Source organism: Paramagnetospirillum caucaseum, from assembly GCF_000342045.1.
GTDB lineage: Bacteria > Pseudomonadota > Alphaproteobacteria > Rhodospirillales > Magnetospirillaceae > Phaeospirillum > Phaeospirillum caucaseum.
In genome coordinates this window covers 1-4,952 of record NZ_AONQ01000131.1, presented here as the reverse complement: position 1 = coordinate 4,952, position 4,952 = coordinate 1, and the positions used below count along the sequence as shown (strand labels likewise).

The 4,952-nt window shown below is 69.1% G+C and carries 3 protein-coding genes; 2 read left to right on the top strand and 1 reads right to left on the bottom strand.

Going from position 1 to position 4,952, the window contains the following annotated elements; all coding sequences use genetic code 11:
• The first annotated feature begins 31 nt into the window (after positions 1–31).
• Positions 32–1,351 (top strand): YeaH/YhbH family protein, encoded by a 1,320-nt coding sequence (locus H261_RS22420; protein WP_008622378.1) that lies wholly within the window; start codon positions 32–34, stop codon positions 1,349–1,351.
• A complete protein-coding gene (locus H261_RS22415) occupies positions 1,348–2,886 on the top strand; it encodes a SpoVR family protein (RefSeq protein WP_008622377.1) in 1,539 nt (512 codons plus the stop codon). Before H261_RS22420 ends, H261_RS22415 begins: the two co-directional genes overlap by 4 nt.
• On the opposite strand, the gene H261_RS22410 is transcribed toward H261_RS22415, so the two are convergent.
• A partial coding sequence (locus H261_RS22410) for a tetratricopeptide repeat protein (RefSeq protein ID WP_008622374.1) occupies positions 2,881–4,952 on the bottom strand: 2,072 nt, incomplete at its 5' end. The two genes, H261_RS22415 and H261_RS22410, sit on opposite strands and share 6 nt — an antisense overlap.

Below are 4,952 nucleotides of genomic sequence, written 5' to 3'. Positions count from 1 at the left end.
CCAGGACCAGGGCGATCGAGGGACTAGAATGATGAACGTCATCGACAGGCGTCTCAATCCCAAGGGCAAGAGCTTGGCCAACCGGCAGAGGTTCCTGCGCCGTGCCCGTGCCCAGATCGTCAAGGCGGTGCGCGACGCCTCGGGCTCGCGCTCCATCCAGGACATCGCCAACGGCGAGAAGATCTCGATCCCCGCCGATGGCCTGCGCGAACCCAGCTTCCGCCGCGCCGCCGACGGCGGAGTGCGCGACTACGTGGTGCCCGGCAACAAGGATTTCGTCGAGGGCGACCGCATCAAAAAGCCGGAGCAGGAAGGCGGCGAGGGCGGCGGCTCCGAGGGCAGCCCCGACGGCGAGGGCCAGGACGATTTCGCCTTCGTGCTGTCCCGCGACGAGTTCCTCGACATCTTCCTCGACGACCTGGAACTGCCCGACCTGGTCAAGAAGAAGCTGAAGCAGACCGAATCCACCACGCCGACCCGGGCGGGCTATTCGGTGACCGGCTCGCCGGCCAATCTCAACGTGGTGCGCACCATGCGCAACTCGCTGTCGCGCCGCATCGCGCTGAACAGGCCCAAGCCGGCCGAACTGGCCGAGGTGGAGGACGAGATCAAGGCGCTGGAGGAATCCGGCGCCGATCCCGAACGCCTCTCCCACCTGCGGGTGGAGTTCGACCGTCTGGTGGCCAAGGCCCGGCGTATTCCCTATATCGACCCCCTGGACGTGCGCTATTCCCGCTTCGAGCATGTGCCCAAGCCGGTGACCCAGGCGGTGATGTTCTGCCTGATGGACGTGTCGGGCTCCATGACCGAGCACATGAAGGATCTGGCCAAGCGCTTCTTCATGCTGCTCTACCTGTTCCTGACCCGGCGCTACCGCAACGTCGAGGTGGTGTTCATCCGCCACACCCACGAGGCCGAGGAGGTGGACGAGGACACCTTCTTCTACTCCACCGAGACCGGCGGCACCGTGGTGTCCACCGCCCTGGAGGAGATGCGCAAGGTGATCGAGGACCGCTATTCGCCGGCCGACTGGAACATCTATTGCGCCCAGGCCTCGGACGGCGACAACACCTCGTCGGACAACGCCAAGACCGCCGGGCTGCTGGCCGACGCGATCCTGCCGGCCACCCAGTACTTCGCCTATATCGAGGTGGGCGCCGAGTACAAGGACTGGCTGGGCCGCGATTCCGACCTGTGGCGCACCTACAAGGAGGTGGCCAAGGCCGCCGACAATTTCGCCATGCGCCGGGTGCGGGTCAGGAGCCAGATCTTCCCGGTGTTCCGCGACCTGTTCTCCAAGGAACGGGGCGACAATGCCGCCTGGTCGGGCGGGGAGGGGGCCGAACCATGACCGGATCCTCCCCACTTCTCTTCACCGGTGCCGACTGGGATTTCGAGAAGGTCAGCCGCGCCTACGACGCCATCGAGACGATCGCCAAGGGCGAGATGGGGTTGGTCACCTATCCCAACCAGATCGAGGTGATCACCGCCGAGCAGATGCTCGACGCCTATTCCTCCATCGGCATGCCCCTGATGTACAAGCACTGGTCGTTCGGCAAGCATTTCGCCCGCGACGAGACCCTCTACCGCAAGGGCATGCGCGGGCTGGCCTACGAGATCGTCATCAATTCCAGTCCCTGCATCAGCTACATCATGGAAGAGAATTCCATGGCCATGCAGACCCTGGTGATCGCCCACGCCGCTTTCGGCCACAACCATTTCTTCGCCAACAACACCCTGTTCCGGCAGTGGACCGACGCGCGCGGCATCCTCGACTACATGGAATTCGCCAAGAGCTACATCGCCAAGTGCGAGGAGCGCCACGGCCATGCGGCGGTGGAGCGGGTGCTGGACGCCGCCCACGCCCTGATGAGTCACGGGGTGCACAAATACCCCAGGAAGCGTACCCCCGACCTGCGCGAGGAGGAGAAGCGGGCCGCCGAGCGCCGCGCCTACCAGGAGCAGATGTTCAACGATCTGTGGCGGACGGTGCCGAAGAAGGCGGCGGCCAAGATGGGCTCGCAGGAACTGGCCGAGCGCAAGCGGCGCCTGGGGCTGCCCGAGGAGAACGTCCTCTATTTCCTGGAGAAGCTGGCCCCCCGGCTGGCCGACTGGCAGCGCGAGATCATCCGCATCGTGCGCAAGATCAGTCAGTACTTCTATCCCCAGAAGCAGACCAAGATGATGAACGAGGGCTGCGCCACCTTCACCCACTACACCATCGTCAACCGGCTGCACGAGATGGGCATGCTGTCCGACGGCGCCATGCTGGAAATCCTGCATTCCCACACGGGGGTGGTGTTCCAGCCCGATTTCGACGACCGGCGCTATTCCGGCATCAACCCTTACGCCCTGGGCTTCGCCATGATGAACGACATCAAGCGCATGTGCGAGAGTCCCACGGACGAGGACCGCGAGTGGTTCCCCGATTTCGCCGGCAACAATGACCCCTACGGCACCCTGCGTCAGGCCTGGGCCGATTACCGCGATGAAAGCTTCATCCTGCAGTACCTGTCGCCCGCTTTGATCCGTAAGATGCGGCTGTTCAAGATCCACGACGAATCCGACAGCCCCCACATGGACGTGGCGGCCATCCACAACGAGCGCGGCTACCGCCATGTCAGGAAGGCCCTTGCGCGCAATTACGACATCGCCCATCTGGAGCCCGACATCCAGATCGTCGACGTGGATCTGGCCGGCGACCGCCGGCTGATCCTGCATCACTTCGTCGAGAACGGCATGCTGCTCGACGAGGGCGAGACCATCCGGGTGCTGCGCCACATCGCCAATCTGTGGGGCTACGAGGTGCGGCTGCTGGAGATCGAATCCGGCACCGACGTGGTGCTCAAGACCTACGAGGACGTGGCGCCGGCCGCCGAGCTATAGCCGCGCCTTCCTCTCCGCCATCACCGCCAGCGCCTCGGCCGCCCGGCGCAGGGCAATCCGCCAGCCGCCGGCCGGATCGGGGCGGAACACCCGGGCCGAGGCGTGCCAGGGGCTGTCCTCGCGGCCCTCGGGCCAGCGCCAGTCGAAGCCGTGGGGCAGCAGGGCCATCACCGGCTTGCCCAGGGCGGCGGCCAGATGGAGTTGGACGGTGTCGCAGCCCACCACCACATCGACGCCGGCGATCAGGGCGGCCATCTCGGCCAGATCGGCGGGTTGGGGGATGGGGCGCTCCACCAGGGCGTCGGCGCCTTCCGCCTCGATGCGATCCAGATCGGCCTCGTCGGCCAGCCCCAGCAGGGTGAAGGCCGGATCGACCCCCAGAATCAGCATGTCGCCCAGCGGGCAGCCGGTCTCGCCGTGCCGTCCCCCCCAGGTCAGCCCGATCCGCAGGCGGTTGTCGCGCCCCGGGCGGCGGCCGCGTCCGGCCACCAGATAGCCGCCCGAGCCCGAGGGGCGGGCGGTTTCCGTCAGGCCGAGCAGGGCGGGAAGGGCGGCAAGGCTGGCGCGCAGTTGGCAGGGCGGCAGCGGGTCGTCCTCGCCCACCACCTGCTCGACGCCGGGCAGGTCGGAGAACAGGGAGACCATGTCGTCGGGACACGAGACGGTGACCAGCGCCCCCTTGCCGGCGGCCAGGGGCAGGAAGCGGGCCAGCAGCACGGCGTCGGCGGCGTCTTCCATCACCTCCACCAGCAGGGTGGCGGCCACCGCGTCGCCGCCGTCCCATTCCGGCAGCCCGGGGGCGCGGCTGGGCGGCGCGGGACGGCTGGACAGCAGGGCCAGTCCCTCGGCCAGCTTGCCGGCCCCCAGCAGAATCCGGGCCAGCGCCCAGTCCTGTCCCGGGCGGCCGGGCGCCAGAATCCGGGCCCGCCGCAGCAGCGCCTCTGCCTCGTCCAGGCGGCCCTGGTCGCGGCGCACCAAGGCGAGGTCGTGCAGCAGGTCGGCATTGCCGCCGTCGGCGGCCAGCCCCTCGGCCAGCAGGGCTTCCGCCTCGTCCAGGCGTTTCGCCCGATGCAGGGCTCCGGCCAGATTGGCCATGATCGCCGGATGGCGGGATTGGCCCAGGGCGCGGGTGAAGCCGGCGATGGCGGCGTCGCTCTTGCCCGCCATGTGCTGCAGCACCGCCAGATTGGCGTTGGCCGTGGCGCAGAAGGGATCGATGGCCAGGGCCTGGGCATACAGGCCGGCCGCTTCGCCGATCCGCCCTTCCGCCTGCAGGGCGGGACCGGGGCTGGCGATCTCGACGGCGCGCTCGGCCTCGGCCTTGATCCGGGCGGGCGAGGGCGGCAGGGAGGCGGGGCCGTAATGGGCGGCGGGGGCGAGGCCCGGCCCCAGGGCCAGGACCGGCCCCGGCGAGCCGTCGAACGGCGCCAGCGGGCCGCAGGCCGCCTCCTCGGGGAAGCGCCATACCCCGTATCCCGCTTCGGCCAGACATGCCGCCGCCACCGAGCCCTCGCGGTGTTCCAGGGCCAGGATGGCGGCGCGTCCGGCCAGCCCGGCAACGATGGCATCCTCCCACCCCGCCTGATCCAGGCGCACCACCACGCGGCAGCCGGCCAGTTGCGGCCGTTCGTCCAGCAGCGCGGCCAGCGGCGCCATGGGGGTGGCGGCAGGCACCCAGCCGGGCAGGGCGAAGACGCGGGCGCCGCTCCGGTTCTGGCGCGAGGCCAGGACCTGGCCGGCCTCGGCCCCGGCGGCGGCGGCGATCACCTCAACCTGATCCTCCAGCCCGGCGATGCCCAGGCTGTCGCGCAGCATCTCAGCCTCACCCACCGACGGCTCCAGGGCGAGGACCAGCAGCTCGGGACAGTGGTCCACGGCGTGGAAGACGTGGTCGCCGTTGCCGGCCCCCACCTCGATCAGCAGGTCGCCGGGGGCGAGATGGACGGCCAGGAAGGCTTCCATGGCCGCATCGCCGCCCATGGCGCGGCGGCGCTGCCGCTCGTGCCGCTCGGCGGTCAGTTCGGCCAGCATCTCCATGCGCCGCCGCGCCTCGGCCAGCAGGGGCG

Coding starts and splice junctions, on each gene's coding strand:
- H261_RS22415 (WP_008622377.1), top strand. CDS start 1,348: ATGACCGGATCCTCCCCACTTCTCTTCACCGGTGCCGACTGGGATTTC.
- H261_RS22420 (WP_008622378.1), top strand. CDS start 32: ATGAACGTCATCGACAGGCGTCTCAATCCCAAGGGCAAGAGCTTGGCC.